The following is a 20,807-nucleotide window of genomic DNA, read 5'->3' as shown; positions in this document are numbered from 1 at the left end:
AGAAGCTTGTTTGGATGACGGGGGAAGTGGAGAAAGATCGTTGAGTTGTTTCGTGGGGACGCCAGTGAAAGGTGGACAGAGAAATAGCTAAGTAACTATTCTTTTGGTTGGTTGGCGAGTTTTAGTGCTTGCTTGGTGCTTTCTGCTGCTCTTCGTTAATTAGCGCTTTATATTTTGAGAATGTTGATGCTGCCCACTCGTCGCCGTCAACAAGGTGTTCGTAGAAGATTGGGTTTGTGGCCCATTCGTTAAAGACTAACTTGCTTTTTTGCCTGTTATCAGTGTCTGGGAGACTAAGGCTCCAGTAGCTTGATAAAGTCGGATCGACTATGTCGAAAAGTTCAGCCGAAAAAAGTCTCGGATACTCGTCGCTTTCTTCCGAGCATATGTAAAGCCAGGGGTAGTTGTCTCGGAATTCTATACCGTAAACAATGTATTCCTTCCCTGTTTCGAGATCTAGCTCTCCATCAGGCATTGAGACGTATTTTTTGAGCCTCAAAGCTGTTTCTGATGTTGTCTGGTTTATGTTGTTGAATTTGCAAAGTACTTTCATTATTCAAAAACTCCAGGTGGTACTGATGGGTCGTTACCCCAAGGTTTTATATCGTCAGTGCTGTGTTTTTTAAATTTGAAGTCCATTAGGTTGCCGGTCTCTGGGTCGCGGACATAGTGAACCACGGAGTCATTTCCGTTCTTGGACTTTACCTTCAACTCCCACTTGTCCATTCCTTTGAAATTTGGGTCGTTGAGCCCCTCAATAATCATTACGCCATGTCCTTCCTTTGCCGCATTGAGTGTCATCTGATCCTGAATGCTCTTAGGCTCTCGGCTCCACTTATCCTTTTGGGGGGGAGTAGGTGGTGGTGGAGATCCTTCATTTACAGTTGCTTTAGCTGATGGGGGTTCCGAAGGTTTTGTTGGTTTTCCATCACCAGCACCGGGACACCCATTCAACCCCAACGGATCCACCCACCCCGTAGGGTTAGGCACGTACTGGTAGTTGTTCAACCCACCCGCCAGCTTGATCGGGTCCGGTGTCAAAAACCGTCCAGTCCCCGGATTGTAGTAGCGATGGCGGTTGTAGTGTAGGCCTGTCTCCGCGTCGAAGTACTGGCCCTGGAAGCGCAGCGGGTTGTCGATTTCCGCCACGTCGAGGGCGGCGAGGTTGCCGTAGGCGCGGTACTTGGCCGACCACATGATCTCGCCGCTGTAGTCGGTGAGTTCCTGCGGGGTGCCGAGGTGGTCGAGCTGGTAGTAGAACGGCGTGGCCCGGCGCGGGCCTTCGCCGTCGAGCATCGCGAGCGGGCGGAAGGTGCCCGGTTCGTAGATGTAGCTGCGGTAGCGGTTGTCGGCGCTTTCGGCGATCAGGCGTTCGCCTTGCCAGAGGAACTCGGTGGTGTGGCCGTCGACGGTCTTCTCGATGCGGCGGCCGAAGGCGTCGTATTTGTAGCTGGCGGTGCCGCCGCCGGGCAGGATGACGCCGACCAGGCGGTGCTGGGCGTCGTAGCGGTACTCGGTGACGAGCTTCTGGCCGGCGCCGCGGCGTTCGCGGATCAGGTTGCCGTGGGCGTCGTAGTCGTAGTGGCGGTCGCCCTGCATCAGCAGGCGGTTGCCCTTGACGTTGGCCAGGTTGGCGACGGGCAGGTCGTTCTGGCCGAGGAGGTTGCCGGCGGGGTCGTGGGCGAAGCTTTCCGGGGTGGCGCCGCGCACGCTGATGAGGCGGTCGAGTGGGTCGTAGTGGAAGCTGCGGTTGCCCTTGCGGCTGTCGTCGATGCCGGCGAGGTTGCCGTTGGCGTCGTAGGCGTAGCGGCGCTGGAACAGGTTCTTGTCGCGCTGGCTGACGCTGTGGGCCTGCAGCCGCCCTTGTTCATCGTATTGGTATTGGCTGAGCAGCAGGCCTTGCTGGCGTTGCTGTTCGCGGCCGGCGCTGAACTGGTGACTGGTGAGGCGCGAGCCGTTGAGGTCGATGCCGCTGAGCTGGCCGCCGGGCAGGTGGCGGTAGTCGAGCGTGCTGCCGTCGGGGAGGCGGCAATGCTTGAGTTGGCCGACGCTGTCGTACTCGTAGCGCGTGGTGCCCCAGCCCTGGTGCTCGGTAGTCAGCCGATCCTGCAGGTCGTACTCATACGCGAGGGGCCAGTGGCCGTCGTCGACGTTGACCAGGCGGCCGAGGGCGTCGTAGCTGTAGTGGACTTCCGCGCCGTCGGGCAGGGTCTTCACCAGCAGGCGGCCGGCGGCGTCGCGCTGGTACTCGGTCACCAGTTCGCTGGCGTCGTCGCCGAACTCGGTCTTCTTCAGCAGTTGGCCGTTGAGGTCGTATTCGTAGGCGGTGCGGCGGCCGTCGAAGCCGGTTTCCTGCTGGATCAGGCCGTTGCTGTAGTAGTCGAGGTGGTAGTGCTCGCCGCGTTCGTTTTCGATGTCGGTGAGCAACAGACCGGCATTGTCGTAGCGGTAGCGCAGTTGGCTGCCGTCCGGGTTGATACGGCGGCTGACCAGGTGAAGGTTGTCGGCGTACTCGTAGCGGGTGATGCGACCGAGTTCGTCACGTTCTGCGGTGACGCGGCCGTAAGGGTTATAGCTGAACGCGCGGGTAGCACCGCCAGGCAAGGTGACTTGGGTCAGGCGATCAACGGCATCCCACTGATACTGAGTGATAGCGCCAAATTCATCTTGGCGGGTGATCTGCCGGCCTAGCGCGTCGTAGCGGTACTTGCATTGCCCGCCGTCGGGCAGGCGCTCTTCCAGCAGTTGGCCGAGGTTGTTCCAGCCCAACTGATGGCGGCTGCCGTCCGGGTGGCGAATTTCTGTCAGTTGACCCTTGTGGTTGTAGCTGTAGTGGGTTTCATTGCCGTCGGGATCGGTTTGCTGGGTGATATCACCCTGACGGTTGCGTTCGTATTTCCAGCGGGCCTTGCCTCGCCGAACATCAACGAGTTGGCCGTTGAAATAGTTGTAACGGGTAGGAACACCTTCCGGCGGGATGACCGCCTTCAAACGCCCCGAGTCGTTGTACTGGTATTCAGTGATCGCGCCCATCGGATCTTTAACGGCGATCAGACGTCCATGATCGTCGTACGCATTTCGCGTTTCACCGCCATCGGGAGCTGTCTCGCTGAGCAGCCGTGCATTCTCATCATGCACATAGACCTGCTCGCTGCCGTCTGAGTTGTAGGCGGTGACTGAGCCCTTATCGTCCCATTCGTAGCGTGCTTCCAATTGTGAATAGTTGGCCCAATGACGGACGCATCGCGAAAGCTTACCTTCACGTTCCCATTCCCAATAAAAACTGGCGCCACCGGCTAATTGCCGCTCCACAATGACGTGTTGGTCGTTGTAGCGGTAATGCTCGGCTTCGCCCACGGCGTTGATCGCCGATACGAGTTGATTGCGAGCGTTGTAGCGGTAGGTGACTAACGTCTGAATGGTTAGCCAAGGATCCTGGCGTTCACCGCGCTCGTTGTATTCGGCGCGCTGCTGTTGGTGATCCACGGCCACAATGTGACGATCGTCATAGCGAAGCAGCAAAGATCGCCCAGCACCGTTATCGATGCGTTGGATGCGATCGACAAAGTCATAGCTGAGGTGCAGGCGGTTTTCATAGGCATCACTTACAGTTGACAATCGCCCGGCACGGAAATGGTAGAAGCGTGCTTTGGGGCCTGCCTGTGTCAGGATCAATTCGCCAGGTGCATCGCCGAGGTAAATTGCCGCTTGAGCCAAGCTGTTGGTGATGGCCGGCCGTTGTTCGGTCGGCATCGGAAACCGGGTCTGACGGTTTTCGTTATCTGTCCAAAGGACACCTTCGTCGTCGATTTGCAAACGATGAGACAGCGAGTGGCTCCAGCCATGTCCGAGTCGACTGTCAATCTCGACGGCACTGCTGCGGTACAGGCGCGTCCATTCCAGAGGCAGCAGACCACCCAGCTCGCCGTCGGTGAGCGTGAGCAATTCCTCACCCGTCACCATTGAAATAGGGTCGTCTTTGGCGCACGTCTCATTGACGCATTTGGACGGTTGATCAGCCGGGTTTTTCGACTGCTGGGGAGCATTGTCGACGTGTTCTACTTGTTCGATCTGGGAAGTTGGTTCATTTTTTCTGCGGGTCTGCACCTGCGCATCGGACTTAACTTTCCCTTCGACAGGATGCCACTGCTTCGGCGGTGTCGCGGTTTCAGCAGGTTTGGGATCCGCAATCTTGATGTCGGCTTTACGCGCCGGGTTGAACTTTGAATCGCCATTGAGCAGCAAAGGCTTCGATGTCTCGGCATGTGGTGCCGCTTTGGACTTGCTCACCTTCATCAGCATGCCAGTGAAGTCTTCAATCAACTTCACGACTTTGCCGCTGCTTTGGACGCCCTTGATGACTTTTGTGCCCACACGTACTGCCAGACCGAGACCGCCGGTCAGGACGATACCGACCAGAATGTTCAGCAGGAACTCTGTGCTCATCTGGGCCAGAACTTCAGTGCAGGTCTGTGGCGGCAGCATTCTCACCCAGGCCACGATGGCTGCGACGTAAATCCACATCAGTGGCTCATCGCTGGCGATCAGCAGGGCAGTTTGAATAGCCTCGGCAGAGGCATCATAAATTTTCTTGATCTGTTCTTCGGTGAAGAAGTTTTTCAGTTTTTCGTAGTTCTCGCGAGGGTGCGCGACCAGGTCGTAAAGGCTCGTGATATCGCCCCACAAGCCCATGATCGCTTTCAGGAAACCCTCCCACGCAGCCTCCAGCTCTTGCAGGACACGTCCACCCATCGATGCATTGGTATGCGCCTGCCAGAGCGGCAGGAAACTGGTGCTCCACTCCGTCTGCAGCCAGCCTCCGAGTTCGCCGATCACGCCCTGATAGGAGTTGAACAGGCTGTCGATCTGGGCAGGCGTAGGATTAGGGAAAAAGGTGATTTTGTATTGCTGGTTGGGCGTGAGTCCGGAGACTTCGAGGATTCCGGTTGCGTCGATGGTCTTGTTGATCGCCGGCCCGACTTCATTCTTGCCGATGAAGCGACCATCGACCACAGGGGTCAAGCGCACTGGCGTATTGCCGATCGGTACAAAACGAGCGGATTCGAAACTGTGCACAAGCACGAGCTTGCCATTCGCGGGGCAGTTGGCATAAAGGGTGTTTTCCTTTTTGCTGTCCTTGTCCGCCGTGCTGACTTCGTCCCCGACCTTGAATTGCTGCTCCGCATCCAGAATGCCGCCGTACCAGGCTTCGGCATGCTCGCGGTAATCCTTCAGGCACTTCTTGAAGTCATTGATGATGGCTTGAGCATCAGGTTGTTTTGCGTTGAGGCCGCCAACAATTCCACCCATCAACACGCTCATACCGCCACCTCACTTTCCAAATGGGCCTTCAACAACCCAGTAAAATTTTCTTCCGTGAGCGGCGTTCGCTTTACGAAGCGCGCCACTTTCTTTTGCAGGTTCGACTCGGGGAACGAGAAGTACAGGTCGGCATGCTCATCCAGCAGCCACTGCATCATGTTGCCGATGACGGTCGACGGGTTCTCGGCCATCAGCCCATCCAACAACCCCTTCGGCACCTCCCACCACGGCCAGTCCTTCGCCTTCCTCACCACCCGCGGCCCGACCTCCAGGCTTTGCCCGTTGATCAGGTAGCGTTCGAACACCGGCAGCAGTTCCCCGGCCGCTTCGCCCAGCCCTTTGAGGATCGGGTGGATGTGCCGGCCGTCCCAAAAGCGGAAGAACACCTCGGTCCCGTCCGGCATCTTCACTTGGGTGAGGCTGCGCAGGTGTTCGAAGACTTCGTCGGGTTCGCTGCGGGAGACGGCCAGCCAGCCCCAGTCGAGGGCGTCGGTGTCGGCGATCCAGGGCAGGAACGCGGAGTCGGGCTTGAGTTCGGTGACGTAGGGCATCACCGGTTTCCAGCTGGCGTAGGGGGTGTCGTTCCAGATCGGCACGAGCTGGGTGGCGGGTTCGCTCATGTACAGGGTTTTCAGGCCGTCGGCGTTGCTGGCGGCGCTGATGACCAGGTACAGGCGTTCGCCGGTCTGCAGGGGCTGGCGGGTCAGCCAGTCGCGGGGTGTCAGTCGATCAGATGGCACAGGCACCTGCCTTGCATTTTTCGCATTCTTCGCAGAACGGCGCGTTGCGTTTGAGGGTGTTGACCTGCGCCGGGGTGAGCACGGCGCCGGCCTTGTCGGCGTCGGCCTGTTTCAGCGCGCCGGGCATCAGCGGGGCGGCGCCGGTGCCGCTGCCCGGGCCGCCGCCGGAGTTGACGTTGATCGCCGGGCCGCTCAGGGTCACGCCGCCGCCGTCGATCTTGACGAAGCTGCCGCCGCCGACCAGGGTCAGTTCGCTGCCGGCCTCGAGCACGACCTTCAGGCCGCTGCTCAGGTGGATCTCCTGGCCGGCGTCGATGAACTGGCCGGTGCCGATCTTGATGTGCTGGTTGACGCCCACGGTCAGGTGATCGTTGGCCCGGGCCTCGACCTTGCGGTCCTGGTAGACGGTGTGGTGCTCCTCGGCCTTGAACTCGCTGTAGCTGTTCTTTTCGACGGTGTCGTGGCGCTCGTTGCCGACGCGGATCTTCTGGTCGTGCTCGACGTTCTCGTCCCAGTCGCGCTGGGCGTGCAGGAAGATCTGCTCCTGGCCTTTCTTGTCCTCGATGCGCAGCTCGTTGAAGCCGCCTCCGCCCAGGGAACTGAGGGTCTTGAAGGTGCTGCGGGTCTTGTTGGCCGGCAGGGCGTAGGGGACGGTGTTTTCCTTGTGGTACAGGCAGCCGCTGACCAAGGGCTGGTCGGGGTCGCCTTCAAGGAAGGTGACCAGCACCTCCATGCCGATGCGCGGGATGGCGATGCCGCCGTACTGGGCGCCGGCCCAGGCCGAGGAGACGCGCAGCCAGCAGGTGGTCTTGTCGTCGGCCTGGCCTTCGCGGTCCCAGTGGAACTGCACCTTGACGCGGCCGTACTGGTCGCAGTGGATCTCTTCGCCCTTGGGGCCGGTGACCACGGCGCTCTGGCTGCCGAGGATGCGCGGTTTCGGGTGGCGCAGGGGCGGGCGGTTGGGCACGTCCCACGGGGTGGCCTGGAAGCGGTTGCGGTAGCCCTGGTGGAAGTCGTCCTTGAGCGCCGTGGTGTCGCTGGTCACCGACTCTTCCAGCACCTGCGGCTGCTTGCCTTCGTGGAGGATTTCGGTGAGCAGCCAGAGGTCGTTCCACTGCGCCTTGGGGTGCGCCGTCAGGGCCAGGAAGTGGCCGCTGACCAGGCGTGGCTGGTCGCTGCGGCCTTCGGCGAGGCGGAAGTCGCTGCGGTGGCGCTCGAGGGCACGCTTGGCCAGGTGCTTGCCGCGCTCGCGGTCGATGAAGCGGCCCGGGTAGTCGTAGTCCTCGAGGTCGGGCAGGGCGTCGCCGCGGTTCTCGCTCTCGAGGGTCAGGCGCGGCTTCTCGAAGTCGTAGTCGCGGCGGGTGGTGCGGCTGGTGCGGGTTTCCAGGCGCAGGTCGAAGCGCTTGATCACCGGGTCGCTGGCGACCATGCCGGAGTCTTGCTGGTAGGCCACGGGCGCCAGTTTCGGGAACACCGTCTGGTCATCGCCGAACACCAGCTTGTGGGCCGTGGCGCTGTGCTGGAAGTGGAAGTGGATGCCTTCCTCTTCGCACAGGCGCTGGATGAAGTGCAGGTCCGACTCGTCGTACTGCACGCAGTAGATCCGCTCGGGATAGACCGAGCCGGTCTTGAAGGCGTAGGCGTTGGCCTGGATGCCGTGTTCCTCCAGCACCTTGCCGATGATCTTCGGCACGCTGAGGTTCTGGAAGATGCGCTGGTTGACCCGGTGCGCGAGGTAGGCCAGTTGCGGGCGCAGGGTCACGGAGTAGCGGGTCAGGCGCTTGCCGGAGTCGCCTTGCGCGGCGCGGTAGATCAGGCCGTGGATGCCGCTGCCGTCGGGCGACAGCTGCAGGAAGGCCGGTTTGTGCAGCAGGGTCTCGAGGCCCAGCGACGGCTGCTCACTGACCAGTTCCACCTGGAAGGCGTACGGCTCGCTGACGGCTTCGCGGCCTTGCAGGGTGAATACCTGGAAGTCGGCGGAAAGGCCTTCGATGGTCAGGGCAAAATGTGTTTCGTTGGCCGGCGCGAACATCCCTTGTTCCTCGTGCTGCAGCGGCGTCCGCCGGTGCCGCCAAGCGGTCCTGCGCACGCGAAATTCTGGAGGTGCGTAAACAACATCGACCAGCAGGGCTGGTCGATGCGTGTAGCGATCAGCCGTAATTAAACGACTGGAGCACGCCAGTCATCGGAACCCGAAGTACCGGATACTTCGTGGGTCCAGGTGATTTTGCGGTAGGTGAACTGCACTTCTTCCAGGTGGGTGAAGTGCGAGTTGCCTGGATCCTGGCAGTTGTGCATTTTGTTGTTGATGGCGACGATGATCGCGTCTTCCAGTTTGGTGGTGTAGTAGTGCTCTTGGGTGCCTTGAGCCGAAGTGCGGTACCACTGGATGACGATTTCGCTCATGCGCTCGCCGGAGGTCAGGGCAGCTTGCAGCAGAGGCGAAGCCTTGTCGTAGACCTTGGTGATGATCACTGGCTTGTGAACGCGCTGGCCGGTTGGCTGGCCGGATTGCGGGTCACGCGGGATGATCACGTCGTGGCTGAACGCCTGAACCATGACCTGGTCTTCGTGACCTTCCTGGTAGGTGTTGCCAACGGAGTCGGCGGTGAAGGCGCCGGCAGTGATCAGGCCTTGTTTTTCGCCGGTAACCGACATGTACGCTGGTGTTGCCATGGGAGGTGCTCCTTGCGGATTGAGTTAGGGTGCCCGGGAGGCGGAATCGCCCGGTGGGTGCCTGACTGTTATCAAGGAGCGTGCCAGATATAAAAAATCGATATAAATCAGTGGTTTATATGGGTTTATCTGGGTAGTGGCCGATCAGGCCAGCGAAATCCTTCGGAAAGTGCGCAAGAAGTTGCGCAGTGCTGCGCAACTTCTTGCGCACTTGGCTGGAAGCCCCGTCGTTCAAGGCTTCCAGCGTGCTGTGCCAGGCATTTCACGGAAAGACTGCGCAACTTCTTGCGCAGCATGGCCAGCCGACCTCAAAGACGTTTCAGACCCAATGCTTCGGCGCAGGCCTCCAGCGAGCGCCGTTGGGTGTCGGCGTACAACGCCAGCTCATCGATGGTCGTGCGGCCCAGCGCCTGCTCGAAGGCTTGTCGGTTTGAGTGTTCGCCGTAATGCGCCTGGGCGGCGTCCCCCAGGTTCGACTGAAAGATCCCCGCCGCGCTCACCGGCAGGAAATCTTCGTACACCAGCGGCTCCGCTTTCACATGGCCGTCGCGCAGCAGTTGGGCCAGCGAAGCCTCGCCGGGACGCGCCGCCAACCCCTGTTCGGTGGCGAAATAGCGGAAGTAGGCCAGTTCCTGCTCCCGCATGCCGTCGAGGTTGTCAGGAAATTCGCCAAAGTGCTGGGTCATCAGCGCGTTGTAGCGTGCGGCATTGCCTTCGTTGGGGAAGTCGCCGAGCGCGTCCCGGGCGGCGTTCAGCAAGCGGTCGTAGAGGGCGCGGCCCTTGGGCGTCAGCGCGGCGCCGCGCTGCTCGATCTCGCCGAAGCGGGCGCTGTGGCTGCCATGGGTTTGCGCTTGGTCAGTGAAGGCGACCGGTTCGTCGAGGGCCTTGAAGCTGGTCTGGCGCAGCAGGATCGGGCACTGCCGGCGCGGCGGGCCTTCGACCACGGCTTTGGGGGTGATGCCGTGCAGCGGCATCTGCGCCTGCACGATGTCGATGTCCAGGGTGCGCGGAGTGAGGTGGTTGATGTGCGGGCCTTTGAAGGCGACGACGTCGGCGATCAGGCGGTGCTGGGCACTGAGGGTCTGGTACTGCGCGGCGGTGACGGTGGCACTGTGGTGCCAGCGAAAGGTCTCCAGCGCTTGCAGGACAAATTCCTCGGCTTCGGCTTCGGTGAGGCCGCCGGCGGTTTCCGCCTGTTCGATCAGGCGCAGCGCGGCCGGGGTGAAGATCGAGCGCCGATCCAGCACGGACTGGGCAAAGGCCCGCAGTTCAGGATCCTCGATCAGTTCCAGGCGCAACAGCGAGGTGAACACCCGGAACGGACTGACCTGCAGCGCCGCTTCGTGCACCGCGCGAAACGCCGTGGAATGCACCGGCACTCCCGCCGGGGTCAGGTCGTAGTAGCCCACCGGTTGCATGCCCATCACCTGGAACAGGCGGGCGAGGGTGGCCAGTTCCGTGGCGGTGCCGACGCGGATCGCGCCGTGGCGTTCCATGTCCAGCCGCTGCATCTCGCCGGTGTCGGCCAGTTGCCGGGCGATGTGCGGATCCCGGGCGAGCACGTCGCGGTTGGTCTGCTCCACCAGTTCCATCAACGCGCCGTACAGCGGCACCTCTTCGCGGTACATGTCGGACATCGCCTTGGAGAAGCGTTGACGGATCAGGTCGGGGCTGACGAAAGGCTGCACGGTCATGAAAAAAATTCCTGGCACGGTCACGTAGAGGATGGAGGAAAAGATCGCAGCCTTCTCCTGCGCGGGCAAACGAAGAATCCTACGGACTTCATTCTGCCAACGACTGATCCACCAGCTCGATCCAGTGCCGCACCGGTGTGCGTCCGGCGCTGCCCAGATGGCTTTGGCAGCCGACATTGGCGGTGACGATCAGATCCGGACGGCCGCTTTCCAGGGCGTTGAGGCGGTTGTCGCGCAGTTGCCGGGCGAGCGTCGGCTGGGTCAGCGAATAGGTGCCGGCCGAGCCGCAGCACAGATGGCCGTCCGGCACCGCCGTGAGGCTGAAGCCCAGGCGGGTCAGCAGCGCTTCCACGGCGCCGCCCAGTTTCAGCGCGTGTTGCAGGGTGCAGGGGCAATGCACGGCGATGCGGCGTTGGCCGGCGCTGCACACCCGTTCGAGGGGCTCCTGCGCCAGGACCTGCACCAGATCCAGCGACCGTTCGCTGACCTGTCGGGCCTTGTCCGCGTAGGCCGGGTCGTGCGCCAGCAGATGCCCGTAATCCTTGATGAACGCGCCGCAGCCGCTGGCGGTCTGGACGATGGCCTCGGCACCGTTTTCCAGGTGCGGCCACCAGGCGTCGATGTTGCGGCGGGCACGCTCCAGCCCCTTGGCCTGGGCATCGAGGTGGTAGTCGAGGGCGCCGCAGCAGCCGGCTTCGCTGACCGGAGTGACGCTGATGCCGAGCCGGTCGAGCACCCGGGCCGTCGCGTCGTTGGTGTTGGGCGACAGCCCAGGCTGCACGCAACCTTCCAACAGCAGCACCCGCCGCGGGTGACGCGGGACGGGGCGCGCACCGTTCGCCGAGGAAGGCGCCGGCAGTTTGGCCTCCAGAGGGCGCGGCAGCAGCGGGCGAAACGTCGCGCCGATCCTCAGCAAACCTTTGAACAGGCCCTTATTGGGCGCCAGGGCCCGCAGGCTTTCGCGCAGCAGGCGCTGGCCCGGCGGGCGCGGCACGGCGCGGTCGACCACGGCCCGGCCGATGTCCAGCAGGTTGTGGTAATCGACGCCGGAAGGGCAGGTGGTCTCGCAATTGCGGCACGACAGGCAGCGGTCCAGGTGCAGTTGGGTCTGGGCGGTGGCCGGTGCGCCTTCGAGCACCTGCTTGATCAGGTAGATGCGACCGCGCGGGCCGTCCAGCTCGTCGCCCAGCAGTTGGTAGGTCGGGCAGGTGGCGTTGCAGAAGCCGCAGTGCACACAGGTGCGCAGGATCTTTTCCGCTTCGGCCGCCCTGGGCAGTTGTCGGGCCTGTTCGCTGAGGCTGGTCTGCATGGCTAAAGCTCCGCGTACATCCGGCCGGGGTTGAACAGCCCTTGCGGGTCGAGTTGCGCCTTGAGCTGGCGGTGGTAGCGCATCAGCGCCGGGGGCAGCGGCTGAAAGGGCGTGTCGCTGGCGCCGTGGCTGAAGCAGGTGGCGTGGCCGCCGAGCTCATGGGCGATGCGCTGAACGTCGGGTGCATCGGATTTCAGCCAGCGCTGGGCGCCGGCCCAATCGACCAGCTGGGTTCCGGGCAACGCCAGCGGTTTGGGGTGATGGGGCAGCGACAGGCGCCACAGCGGCGGGCCTTCGTCGAAAAAGCTCAGGCGCTGTTCGTTAAGGTCCGACCAGAACGCTGAGTCCAACGGCTCGCCGCCGAGCCGTTGATGGGCGGCGGACACCGAACCTTCACCGCCTTCAAGGCGTAGGTACAGCGCCGCGCCGTCATGGCAGGCGCCGCTGATCGGCAGCGCTTGCCGGCCCCACTCGATGAGGTTCGCCAGGGCTCGCGTGCAGTCGATCTCCAGGCGCAGGCTCAGGCACTGCCGGGGTTTGGGCAGCACTTTGAGCGAAACTTCGGTCAGCACGCCAAGGCAGCCGTGGCTGCCCGCCAGCAAACGGGAAAGGTCGTAACCGGCGACGTTCTTCATCACTTCGCCGCCGAAGCGCAGGTGCTGGCCGAGGCCGGTGATGACCCGGGTGCCGAGGACGAAGTCGCGCACCGAGCCGGCCCAAGGGCGCCGCGGCCCCGACAGTCCGGTGGCGATCATGCCGCCGACCGTGGCGGATTCGCTGAAGGACGGCGGTTCGCAGGGCAGCATCTGCCCGGCGGCGTCGAGCGTCGCCAGCAGTTCATTCAGCGGCGTTCCGGCCCGCACGCTGACCACCAGCTCCGACGGTTCGTAGCGCACGATGCCCCGGTGGGCGCGGGTGTCGAGCACCTCGCCGGCCACTTCGCGGCCGAGAAACGCCTTGCTGTTGCCGCCCTGGATCTTCAGCGGCGTGGCGTCGGCCCTGGCCCGGTTGACCTGATCCAGCAGCGCGTCGGCCGCATCCAGATCAGTCATTAGAAGCGCTCCAGGTCGGGAAACGGCAGTTGCCCGGCATGGATGTGCATCGCACCGAATTCCGCGCAGCGGTGCAGGGTGGGGATGTTCTTGCCGGGGTTGAGCAGGCCGCGGGGGTCGAACGCCGCTTTGACGGCATGGAACGCGCTCAGCTCGTCGCTGTTGAACTGCGAGCACATCTGGTTGATTTTCTCGCGACCGACCCCGTGCTCGCCGGTGATGCTGCCGCCGACCTGCACGCACAGTTCCAGGATCTTCCCGCCGAGGGCTTCGGCACGCTCAAGCTCGCCGGGCCGGTTGGCGTCGAACAGGATCAGCGGGTGCATGTTGCCGTCGCCGGCGTGGAACACGTTGGCTACCCGCAGGCCGTACTCCGCGCCGAGCCGGGCGATGCCGTGCAGCACGCCGGGCAGTTCGCGGCGGGGGATGGTGCCGTCCATGCAGTAGTAGTCCGGCGACAGGCGCCCGATGGCCGGGAAGGCGTTCTTGCGCCCGGCCCAGAACTTCACCCGTTCGGCTTCATCCTGCGCCTGGCGCACCTCGGCGGCGCCGGCCCGTTGCATGACCTCGCGTACACGCTGGCAGTCGTCGTGCACATCGGCTTCGACGCCGTCCAGTTCGCACAGCAGGATCGCCTCGGCCTCCACCGGGTAGCCGGCGTGGATGAAGTCTTCGGCGGCGCGCAGGGCGAGGTTGTCCATCATTTCCAGCCCGCCGGGGATGATCCCGGCGGCGATGATGTCGGCGACCGCGCGGCCGGCCTTTTCCACGGAATCGAAACTGGCCAGCAGCACCTTGGCCACCGGCGGCCTGGGCAGCAGCTTGACGGTGACTTCGGTGATGATCCCCAGCAGGCCTTCGGAGCCGGTGAACAGCGCCAGCAGATCCAGGCCGGCGGCGTCGAGGGCGTCGCTGCCCAGGGTCAGGCGTTCGCCTTCGACCGTGAGCACCTCCAGCTTGAGCAGGTTGTGCACGGTCAGGCCGTACTTGAGGCAGTGCACGCCGCCGGCGTTTTCCGCGACGTTGCCGCCGATGGAGCAGGCGATCTGCGAGGACGGATCCGGCGCGTAGTACAGGCCGTACGGCGCGGCGGCCTGGGAGATCGCCAGGTTGCGCACGCCGGGCTGAACCCGCGCGGTGCGTGCGTCCGGGTCGATGTGCAGGATCCGGTCGAAGCGCGCCATCACCAGCAGCACGCCCCGGTCGAGCGGCAGCGCGCCGCCGGACAGCCCGGTGCCGGCCCCGCGTGCCACCACCGGCACCCGTCGCTGGTGGCATAGCGTGAGCAATGCCTGTACCTGCTCCAGACGCCGGGGTAGGGCGACCAGCATCGGCGTGGTGCGGTAAGCGCTGAGTCCGTCGCACTCGTAGGGTTTGAGCTCTTCGTCGCGCCACAGCAGACCCAGGTCCGGCAGGGCCTGTTGCAAGGCCTTGAGCAGTTCGCCCTTGTCGACATCGGGCAAGGGGCCGTCGAGGCGCTCGTCGTAGAGGATGTTCATCGCTGGGTGCCCAGGAACTCCCGGTACAGCCGCGCCGTGTTCGCCGGCTGTTCGACCATCGGCATGTGCCCGACCCCGTCCCACACATCGACCCGCAGGTTGGCGATGCCCTTGCTCCACACCGGCACGCTGCTGACGTCGATCAGCCGGTCCTTGCGGCCCCAGAGCAGCAGCGCCGGGCATTTGATGTCGGGCAGTTTCGGCTCCATGGGCGGGCTGGCGCGGAAGTCGCGGAAGATCTCTTCCAGTTCGTCGCGCTGGTTCTCGTAGCGCTGGGCGATGGCGTCCAGCACCAGCCCCGGCACCCAGGGCGGCGAGGCCATGGTCATGGCGTAGAAGCGCCGGAACTCCTCGCGGGAGTTGATCAGGAACGGGTTGTGCCCCCGGGCCAGGTGGCGCTCCATGTCGCTGGCCTCCGGCGCGGTGACGCCGGCCGGGTCGAGCAGCGCCACCGAGGCGATGCGCTCGGGGTAGGTCGCCGCCAGCCACGCGGCGATGTAGCCGCCCATCGAGTTGCCGATCACGTGCACCTTTTCCACGCCGCAGACGTCGAGCAACTGGATCATCCGTTTGGCCTGCACCGGGATGTCGTAGCCGCCGCCGGCCTTGAAGCCGGTTTCGCCATGCCCCGCCAGGTCCGGGATGATCACCCGGTACTGGCTGACGAAATGCCGGGCGAAGCGCAGCCACAGGTTCTTCTCGGCGCTGTAGCCGTGCAGCATCAGGATCGCGCTGGAGGCCTCGTAGGGCCCGCCTTGCCAGGTCGAGACGCTCATTTCGGCGATGGGCACTTCAATCTTGTGCAACCGGTACAGCTTGGCCTCGGCGGCCGTGCTCAGCGCGTAGAGCCAATGGCCCACCGCCGGGTAGCTCAACCAGCTCCAGGCCACGAAAACCGCGAGAGCGACAAAGAGCACAAGCATCGGACGTCTTCCTTATACGTGTTCAGGACAGAATGTGGTCGGCCGGCTTCAGCGACCGCGTCAGGCGGTGGTAACTGAAGCTGAACCCCGGAAACATCGCGATCACATGACCGCTCCTGCTTTGGTACCAACTGTGGCAGCCGCCGGTTTTCCAGACCGTGCGCTCCATTTCCCGGTGGATCATCTGAGTGTAGGTACGTTCTGCCTCGGGGCGGACTTCGATGCTGCGCAGGCCCCGGGCCTTGAGGGTGCGGATGCAGTCGAGGATGTAGTTCATCTGCGATTCGATGATGAACAGCGCCGAGGTGTGGCCGATCCCGGTGTTGGGGCCGGTGACGATGAACAGGTTGGGGAAGTCCGGCAGGCTGGTGCCCAGGTAGGCGCGCGGGTACTGCGCCCAGACGTCGCGCAGCCGGACGCCGTTCTTGCCGCTGACCGGGTAGGAGATCACCCCGTCGGTGGCGTCGTAGCCGGTGGACCAGACGATCAGGTCCACGTCGATGTGCTGGCCGTCGGTGGTGACGATGCCGGTTTCGTCGAGGGCGGCGATGCCTTGTTCGCGGCTGTGCAGGGTCACGTTCGCGCGGGTCAGCGCCGGGTAGTAGGTGCTGGAGAGCAGCACCCGTTTGCAGCCGATGGTGAAGTCCGGGGTGAGCCGCTGGCGCAGGTGCGGATCGGCCACCTGGCGCTTGAGGAAATTCAGGGCCTGGCGCTGCACCAGGCGGATCGCCGGCTTGGAGTACTTGAAGGCGATCACCCGGGTTTCGAACTGCCAGTAGATCATCCAGCGCAGCAATTTGTAGGCCGGCTTCAGGCCCAGCAGCCAGCGCTGGAAGCGGCCGAAGGTGCGGTCGGCCCGCGGCAGCACCCAGTGCGGCGTGCGCTGGAACACATGCAGTTGCGCCACCGCCGGGGCAATCGCCGGAATCACCTGTGCCGCGCTGGCGCCGCTGCCGACGATCGCCACCCGTTTGCCCCGGTAGTCGTAGGCGTGATCCCAGTTGTTTGTGTGAAAGCTCTTGCCCCGGAAGCGTTCCGCGCCCGGAAAGTGTGGGATGACCGGTTGGCTCAATGGCCCGGTGGCGTTGATCAGGAACTGCGCGTGGAACGTCCCTTTGGCGGCGGTGTGCACGGCCCAGCGTTTTTGCGCCTCGTCCCATTCGATGCGTTCGACGTTCGCGCCCAGCTCCACCCGCTCGCGCAGGCCGAACCGCTGCGCCACATGTTCGGTGTAGCGGTGCAGTTCGGCTTGCCCCGCGAACATCTGCGTCCAGGGGTAGGGCGCGAACGACAGTGAATACAGCGGCGACGGCACGTCCACCGCCGCGCCGGGGTAGGTGTTCTGGCACCAGGTGCCGCCGAAGAAGTCCCGCCGTTCCAGCAAGCGAAAATCGTCGATGCCGGCCTTGAGCAGATTCACCGCTGCGCACTGGCCGCCAAAACCGCTGCCGATGATCAACACTTGATAGGTCTGCATGCGCCTCCTTCTTATAGTCGTTTTTCCGTTTTCCTCCTTTCATGTATAGCCAATCATTTGCCCGGTGTCGGGCCCAGGCGGTGCGATCGGCCGCCCGCTGGCCGGTGATGGCTAATTGAAGGTGCCCTGATAGACTCTCAGCACATCCGTCTTCCGATGCGCGCAGTAGAGGCCCCTATGGAAAAAGCGGGAGGTCAGGGAAGAAAAGGACTGTCGTTGGCCAGGAGGCTGCATACGTCGCGAACCCTCGGGCTGGCGCTGGGGCTCCTGTGTGTGGGGGCGGCGATGCATCCGCTCGGTCCGCCGCCCTGGGTCTGGGCGCTGATGCTGTTCAATGCGCTCCTGTGGCCGCACCTGGCCTTTCAATGGGCCCGCCGGGCCCGCGTTCCTTACCATGCCGAACACCGCAATCTGCTGATCGACGCGTTTCTCGGCGGCTTCTGGGTCGCCGCCATGCAGTTCAACCCGTTGCCCAGCGCCACCACCGTCTCGATGATGGCGATGAACAACGTCGCCATCGGCGGGCTGCGCTTTCTGCTGGCCGGACTGGCGGCGCAACTGTTGGGGATCGGCGTCGGGCTGGTGGTGTTCGCGCCGGCGTTCGTGCCGCCGACCACGCCGCTGCAACTGTATGCGTGCTTGCCGCTGCTGATGCTGTATCCGCTGGCGCTGGGCTGGATCTGTTTTCGCCAGGCCTACACCCTGGGCCTGCACAAGCGCGAGTTGCTGGCCCTGAGCCGTACCGACAGCCTGACCGGGCTGCTCAACCACGGCGCCTGGAAGGATCGGCTGGAGATCGAGTTCCAGCGCTGCAAGAGCCTGCACAAAGGCGCGGCGATCGCCCTGATCGACATCGATCACTTCAAGGCCATCAACGACACCTACGGCCACGGGGCCGGCGACATCGTGCTGCGCCAGTTGGGCAAGGCGCTCAAGCAGAACCTGCGCAGCGCCGATGTGGGCGGGCGCTACGGCGGCGACGAATTCTGCGTGATTCTGCCGGACATGCCGCTGTTCAACGCCGCCCAGGCCATGGAGACCTTGCGCGAGCGCTTTTCCTTTCTGGCGTATGAGCAGAACCCGGCGTTGAACGTCAGCCTGAGCATCGGGCTGGCGGCCTTTGACCCGTCCCACGCCGAGGCGACCCAATGGCTCGACGACGCCGACCGGGCGCTGTACGAGGCCAAGAGCGGCGGGCGCAACCGGGTGATGTGCTACAGCGACGGCAAGCACCGGCGCGAGGCGCTCGGTTCGGTGTGAAAGGGCAGGCAAGCGGTTTGCCACCGCGTTGGTGATTGCGGAATGACAGCGAGACGGCAGTCCTTGCGGACTGCCGTCAGGCGAAGGGCGGTTTACGCTGGCCTTAACCTTGTTGCGGCAAGTTCCAGAACTGCTTGATTTCGTGGATGTTGCCCACGTTGTAGCGCGGCATGAAGCTTGCGCACGGGGATTGGGCTGCGGTCTTGACCGGCGTGTTGATCAGTTCGGTGCCGGCGCGCAGCAGTGGGGTTTCGGTCCAGTTTTCAAGTGGCTTGTTCATTCAGATTTCCTTTTTGGTTGAGCGGAGGCAGAGTGCGGTCCGCATTGGAGCAAGGACAGCAGGTTCTCAAAGACCGCTGTTTCCTGCGTGGCGATGCCGGGGTAAGTCGGCACCAGGTTCTCGTCGAAGCACCAGGCTTCTTCGGTTTTTATCGTCTGCCGAGGATGAATGATCAGGCTCAGCGAGGCGGACATCGTTTCGGGTGGAAGCTGCCGGTGAACGTCATACAGCGGCGACATGTGCAGAACATGGCCGGGTGCAAGTTTCACGCTGCGCTCGTCCCCCAATGAGGGTTTGACGCCGGCTTTCAAAGGCGTGCGGTCAAGGATTGCGCGCAAAGTCGTCGTATAGCCGTCGCCGCTGTAGCCGACCGCATACATTTCAAAATCATGCGAATGGTAAAGGTCATAAATGAATGTCTGTTTTTCATCCGTTGATGTCACGGGTGACCAGAATCCAAGTCGCAGCGTATATAAGTCGTTGTAGTGCAGTACAAAGGCGTAAGGGCTATAAAGACTGCTGCGTGTATTGAAGCCGTTTAACTGAATAGTGTTATAGAGGTGCTCGCTCAAAAGTGTCCGGTTTGTCGCAAGTTGTTTGAGGTCTTCAAGGATGCTCGACTTGTCGGCAGTGGGGTCGTAGTTTGCCATGCGATCTATGAACGTCTGCAGTTTCATGCGGCTTCGCTCCGTCGTTCAAGCAAATGGTCGAGATGCGGGTTGTTCAGTTTCTTCAATAGCGGCACATAACGCGGGGCCGCGTCTTGAGCGTGTTGGTCAATGATCTGGAACGCTTTCCACGCAACGGCCGGGTGATAGTGGTGGATCAGTTCTTCGGCTACCCTGACGGCCCCCGGATCCTGTGCCGCCTCAAGCAGTTCGAGGCTGACCAGGTAGCGTGCGGCGCTGTCGTCGTGGGGGAACCAGGCGACCTTGCGTAGCGAGGAGCGGTCAAACACGCTGATGTCGGCGCTGCGAACGGGCAGGTTGATGCTGCCGACCAGCACGGGCGTAGGGCCTTCGGGCGGGACGCACTCATACAGGGCATGACGGCCGTCGACCAGCAATGGATCGCGGTCCGTGACGGTCACGCGCCTGGCGAGACTCAGCCGGTCGCCTTCGATGCCGTACAGTTGGACAGTGAAGGGCCGAGAGTGCACGGGAAAAAGGATGCTGTGTCCCGGTACTGAATAAAGAGCGGTCGAGCAGGTATTGCTCAGGGTTCTGACGCTGATGTTCGCGTCATCGGTGCAGTGCAATGTCAGCGTATGGGTGTACGGATTGACGGTGTCGAGAATGGTGGCCCGTTGCTGCTGTTTGGCAGAGGTCTTGATATGGCTGTAGAGATGGGTTGAAAGTTTTTGGATTTCTTTTGTTAAGTTGATGTCTTTTAATGCATTCGCTAATTCTGCGGGTGCTGAGTTGTTGTGTTTTAGCAGGCTGATCATGGTGGTATTTATGTGTTTGTTTATATGCCTCCATTCTCTTGTTGAAGAGTTGTTTGTGCAATGTTTGGGTTGTTATCGGATGTTTGGAGTTGTTATGTTTTATGTAAGTCCAAGGCTGCATTGACCCTGCCCGGCGACATTGCGTCGACCGGTCGGATCAAACAGTGCGTTTCAAACTTGAAAAAGTTACTCCTTGACGCTCATGTATTCCTTCGCCCAGAGAATGTAGTCCTCAGGCTGCGTATAGGTGTGCGTCAGTTCGGTGGCGCTCAGGTCCGAGGCCTGGGTGAAGATCTGCCGCTGTTCGCGCAGGCTGTCGTAGGTCGCCTTGATGGCGGCGAAATAGGCGCCATGGCCGTCGATGGCCACGCGCACGCCCAGTTCGGCCAGGCGCTTGTCGTCGCGCAGCGCCGGGTTGCCGTAGGTGACCAGCATCAGCGGCACGCTCAGGTGCTCGGCGATCTGCTCCAGTTGGTCGAAGTCCTGCACGCCGACCATGCAGATGCCGTCGGCACCGGCGGCCTGGTACTGCTTGGTGCGGCTGATGATTTCCTGATTGGGCAGGATGCCGGCGTTGGTGCGGGCGATGATCGCCATTTCCGAGTCGACCCGGGCCTCCAGCGCCGCGCGGATCTTGCCGACGCCCTCGGCGACCGAGATCAGGTCGGTGGACTTGCGGCCGAACTGGGCCGGCAGCAGGGTGTCTTCGATGGTCAGGGCGGCGACGCCGGCGCGCTCCAGCTCGACGATGGTGCGCATCACGTTGAGGGCGTTGCCGTAGCCGTGGTCGGCGTCGGCGATCACCGGCAATTGGGCGACGCGGCCGATGCGGGTGGCCTGCTCGGTGAATTCGCTCAGGGTGATCAGGGCGAAGTCCGGGGCGCCCAGCACCTGCAGGGACGCGACCGAGCCGCCGAGGATCCCCACCTCGAAGCCCAGGTCGGCCGCGATACGGGCGGACATCGGGTCGAACACGGAGGCGGTGTGGTAGCAGTTGCCGGAGGCCAGCAGCTGACGGAAGTTACGGCGCAAATCTTGATGGGAAAGCCTGGACATACTGATTCCACCAATACAAGGGAATGGAAAGGCTTGAGCAAAGGTGTCAACGCCGAAGAATCAAGAGGCTAT

16 protein-coding genes are annotated in these 20,807 nt (G+C 62.7%); 1 reads left to right on the top strand and 15 read right to left on the bottom strand.

The window, feature by feature from the left end; genetic code table 11:
* Positions 1-121 precede the first annotated feature (121 nt).
* The 11 genes from KVG96_RS14010 to KVG96_RS13960 form a co-directional block, all read right to left on the bottom strand.
* Entirely contained in the window at positions 122-553 is a 432-nt protein-coding gene (locus KVG96_RS14010) for a hypothetical protein (RefSeq protein ID WP_217892682.1), read from the bottom strand.
* Positions 553-5,322, bottom strand: coding sequence for an RHS repeat-associated core domain-containing protein (locus tag KVG96_RS14005; RefSeq protein WP_225927407.1), 4,770 nt, complete (start codon positions 5,320-5,322; stop codon positions 553-555). Before KVG96_RS14005 ends, KVG96_RS14010 begins: the two co-directional genes overlap by 1 nt.
* Positions 5,319-6,062: a DUF4123 domain-containing protein gene (locus tag KVG96_RS14000; RefSeq protein WP_217892681.1), complete on the bottom strand. Its 744-nt coding sequence runs from the start codon at positions 6,060-6,062 to the stop codon at positions 5,319-5,321. Before KVG96_RS14000 ends, KVG96_RS14005 begins: the two co-directional genes overlap by 4 nt.
* Positions 6,052-8,094, bottom strand: a complete 2,043-nt coding sequence (locus KVG96_RS13995) for a type VI secretion system Vgr family protein (RefSeq protein WP_217892680.1) — start codon at positions 8,092-8,094, stop codon at positions 6,052-6,054. Before KVG96_RS13995 ends, KVG96_RS14000 begins: the two co-directional genes overlap by 11 nt.
* Positions 8,095-8,222: 128 nt before the next feature.
* Positions 8,223-8,738 (bottom strand): Hcp family type VI secretion system effector, encoded by a 516-nt coding sequence (locus KVG96_RS13990; protein WP_003226246.1) that lies wholly within the window; start codon positions 8,736-8,738, stop codon positions 8,223-8,225.
* A 308-nt stretch (positions 8,739-9,046) separates the two neighbouring features.
* Positions 9,047-10,432: a 2-oxoadipate dioxygenase/decarboxylase HglS gene (gene hglS, locus KVG96_RS13985; protein ID WP_217892679.1), complete on the bottom strand. Its 1,386-nt coding sequence runs from the start codon at positions 10,430-10,432 to the stop codon at positions 9,047-9,049.
* Between the two features lie 88 nt (positions 10,433-10,520).
* Positions 10,521-11,741 carry a glycolate oxidase subunit GlcF gene (gene glcF / locus KVG96_RS13980; RefSeq protein WP_217892678.1) on the bottom strand — a complete coding sequence of 407 codons (1,221 nt, stop codon included), beginning with the start codon at positions 11,739-11,741 and terminating at the stop codon, positions 10,521-10,523.
* A gap of 2 nt (positions 11,742-11,743) precedes the next feature.
* Positions 11,744-12,793 (bottom strand): glycolate oxidase subunit GlcE, encoded by a 1,050-nt coding sequence (glcE, locus tag KVG96_RS13975; RefSeq protein WP_217892677.1) that lies wholly within the window; start codon positions 12,791-12,793, stop codon positions 11,744-11,746.
* Positions 12,793-14,292 carry a glycolate oxidase subunit GlcD gene (gene glcD / locus KVG96_RS13970; RefSeq protein WP_217892676.1) on the bottom strand — a complete coding sequence of 500 codons (1,500 nt, stop codon included), beginning with the start codon at positions 14,290-14,292 and terminating at the stop codon, positions 12,793-12,795. The genes glcE and glcD overlap by 1 nt, the downstream gene beginning before the upstream one ends.
* Positions 14,289-15,215 carry an alpha/beta fold hydrolase gene (locus tag KVG96_RS13965; RefSeq protein WP_217892675.1) on the bottom strand — a complete coding sequence of 309 codons (927 nt, stop codon included), beginning with the start codon at positions 15,213-15,215 and terminating at the stop codon, positions 14,289-14,291. The genes glcD and KVG96_RS13965 overlap by 4 nt, the downstream gene beginning before the upstream one ends.
* A gap of 22 nt (positions 15,216-15,237) precedes the next feature.
* Positions 15,238-16,692, bottom strand: coding sequence for a flavin-containing monooxygenase (locus KVG96_RS13960; protein WP_217892674.1), 1,455 nt, complete (start codon positions 16,690-16,692; stop codon positions 15,238-15,240).
* A 177-nt stretch (positions 16,693-16,869) separates the two neighbouring features.
* Between KVG96_RS13960 and KVG96_RS13955 the strand changes: the two genes are divergently transcribed.
* A complete protein-coding gene (locus KVG96_RS13955; RefSeq protein ID WP_217892673.1) occupies positions 16,870-17,952 on the top strand; it encodes a diguanylate cyclase in 1,083 nt (360 codons plus the stop codon).
* A 103-nt stretch (positions 17,953-18,055) separates the two neighbouring features.
* Here KVG96_RS13955 and KVG96_RS13950 read toward each other — a convergent pair whose 3' ends face one another.
* From KVG96_RS13950 to KVG96_RS13935, 4 genes are all read right to left on the bottom strand, one after another.
* Positions 18,056-18,232: a hypothetical protein gene (locus KVG96_RS13950; protein ID WP_217892672.1), complete on the bottom strand. Its 177-nt coding sequence runs from the start codon at positions 18,230-18,232 to the stop codon at positions 18,056-18,058.
* The gene (locus KVG96_RS13945) at positions 18,229-18,909 is read right to left on the bottom strand and encodes a transposase (RefSeq protein ID WP_217892671.1); all 681 of its coding nucleotides are present in this window, start codon (positions 18,907-18,909) and stop codon (positions 18,229-18,231) included. The genes KVG96_RS13950 and KVG96_RS13945 overlap by 4 nt, the downstream gene beginning before the upstream one ends.
* Complete coding sequence (locus KVG96_RS13940; RefSeq protein ID WP_217892670.1) at positions 18,906-19,679, bottom strand: hypothetical protein; 774 nt, start codon at positions 19,677-19,679, stop codon at positions 18,906-18,908. The genes KVG96_RS13945 and KVG96_RS13940 overlap by 4 nt, the downstream gene beginning before the upstream one ends.
* A gap of 186 nt (positions 19,680-19,865) precedes the next feature.
* Positions 19,866-20,735 (bottom strand): isocitrate lyase/PEP mutase family protein, encoded by an 870-nt coding sequence (locus tag KVG96_RS13935; RefSeq protein ID WP_217892669.1) that lies wholly within the window; start codon positions 20,733-20,735, stop codon positions 19,866-19,868.
* Positions 20,736-20,807: the final 72 nt, after the last annotated feature.

Source organism: Pseudomonas ekonensis, assembly GCF_019145435.1.
Lineage (GTDB): Bacteria > Pseudomonadota > Gammaproteobacteria > Pseudomonadales > Pseudomonadaceae > Aquipseudomonas > Aquipseudomonas ekonensis.
The sequence above is the reverse complement of the archived record's forward strand: the minus strand, read 5'-3'. Positions and strand labels throughout refer to the sequence as shown.